This window comes from Cupriavidus sp. FW305-3-2-15-C-LB2 (assembly GCF_058787575.1).
Window position 1 is genome coordinate 1 of sequence record NZ_JBYSZW010000112.1, and the last position, 1,340, is coordinate 1,340.

The 1,340-nt window shown below is 66.9% G+C and carries 1 protein-coding gene and 1 pseudogene; both read right to left on the reverse strand.

Annotation, left to right across the window (positions count from 1 at the left end; genetic code table 11):
• Nucleotides 1-963: MCP four helix bundle domain-containing protein (locus AC3WRR_RS36030; protein ID WP_492299563.1), on the reverse strand; the 963-nt coding region annotated here is incomplete at its 3' end.
• 101 nt (nt 964-1,064) lie between these two features.
• Nucleotides 1,065-1,340 (reverse strand): annotated as a pseudogene (locus AC3WRR_RS36035) (chemotaxis protein); the annotation flags it as partial.

The following is a 1,340-nucleotide window of genomic DNA, read 5'->3' on the forward strand; positions in this document are numbered from 1 at the left end:
CACCGTGCTGGTCAGCTCTTCCATGCTCGACGCCGTCTGCTCCAGCGCTGCCGCCTGCTGCTCGGTGCGTTGCGACAGGTCATTGTTGCCCGCGGCGATTTCACGCGAGGCGCTGCCGATGGATTCGGCCGACACCTTGAAATCGCGCACCATGCGCGACAGCTGCTGCTGCATCTGCTGCATCGCATAGACCAGGCTGCCCTTGTCGCCTGCGCGCGTGGCCACCGGTGCGGAGAAGTCGCCTTCGGCAATGCGCGCGGCAATCGCGGCGGCATAGCCCGGCTCGCCGCCCAGCTGGCGCGACAGCGCCCGCGCCAGCAGCACGCCCAGCAGCACCGACAACGCCACGCCGCCCAGCACCAGGCCCAGCATCCACAGGCGCGTCGCGTCGTAAACGCTGCGCGCTTCTTCCATGTTGTTGCGGGCGCGGTCGTCGCGGCGCTTGACCATCTGGAACATCACCGCTTCCAGCGCATGGCTGTCCTTGAGCAGCTCGGCGCTCTCGGAGAACACCTGGCTTTCAAACTGCGAGGTATCCAACGGCTGCTTGCTGATCAGTTCGACGTACTTCTCCATGCGCGCGCGGAACGCCGGCGACAGCTCCTGGTACTGCTTGACCAGTGCCTTGCCCTCGGCCTTCTCGAAAGCGCCAGCGACCTGGCGGATGCGCTCGTCCATGGCGCCGAGCGACTTCACGATCTGCTCCTTCTCGGCCGCCCGCTCGCCCATGGTCGATGCCGACAGCAGCCCGATCTGCGCGCGGCTGGCATAGACCAGGTTGATATTGGCGTCCTGCACGGCCTTCAGCGCCTGCAGGTCGCCGTTGTAGATCTTGCCGGTCCAGTCGGCCATGCGCCCCATGTTGACCACACCCAGCAGCCCCATCACGGCGCCGATCACGGCAACGACCAGGAATCCGGCAACCAGCCTGGTCGTGACGCGCAATTGATTGAACCAATGCATAGCAACTCCCCCTTGTAACTGAAGCCTCGGGCGCGGCGTGCCGCACCCGTTTTGTACGCATGCAGGCCGGTGCTCCGCGCCTGCCTCGTCTTTGATTCGGACTAGGCCTGTGCCAGTGACTGGGCCGCATCGGCACGCGCATGGGCCGGCAGGCGCTGCGGACGCACCTCGGCCTGCATGCTGACGCGGAAGGTGGCGATGGCGTCGCGCAGGCGCATGGCCTGCTCTTCGAGCGAGCCTGCGGCGGCGGCGGCTTCTTCCACCAGCGCCGCGTTCTGCTGCGTGCCCTCGTCCATCTGCGCCACGGCCTGGTTGACCTGCTCGATGCCCGCGCTCTGCTCGGCCGACGCCGCGCTGATCTCGCCCATGATGTCGGT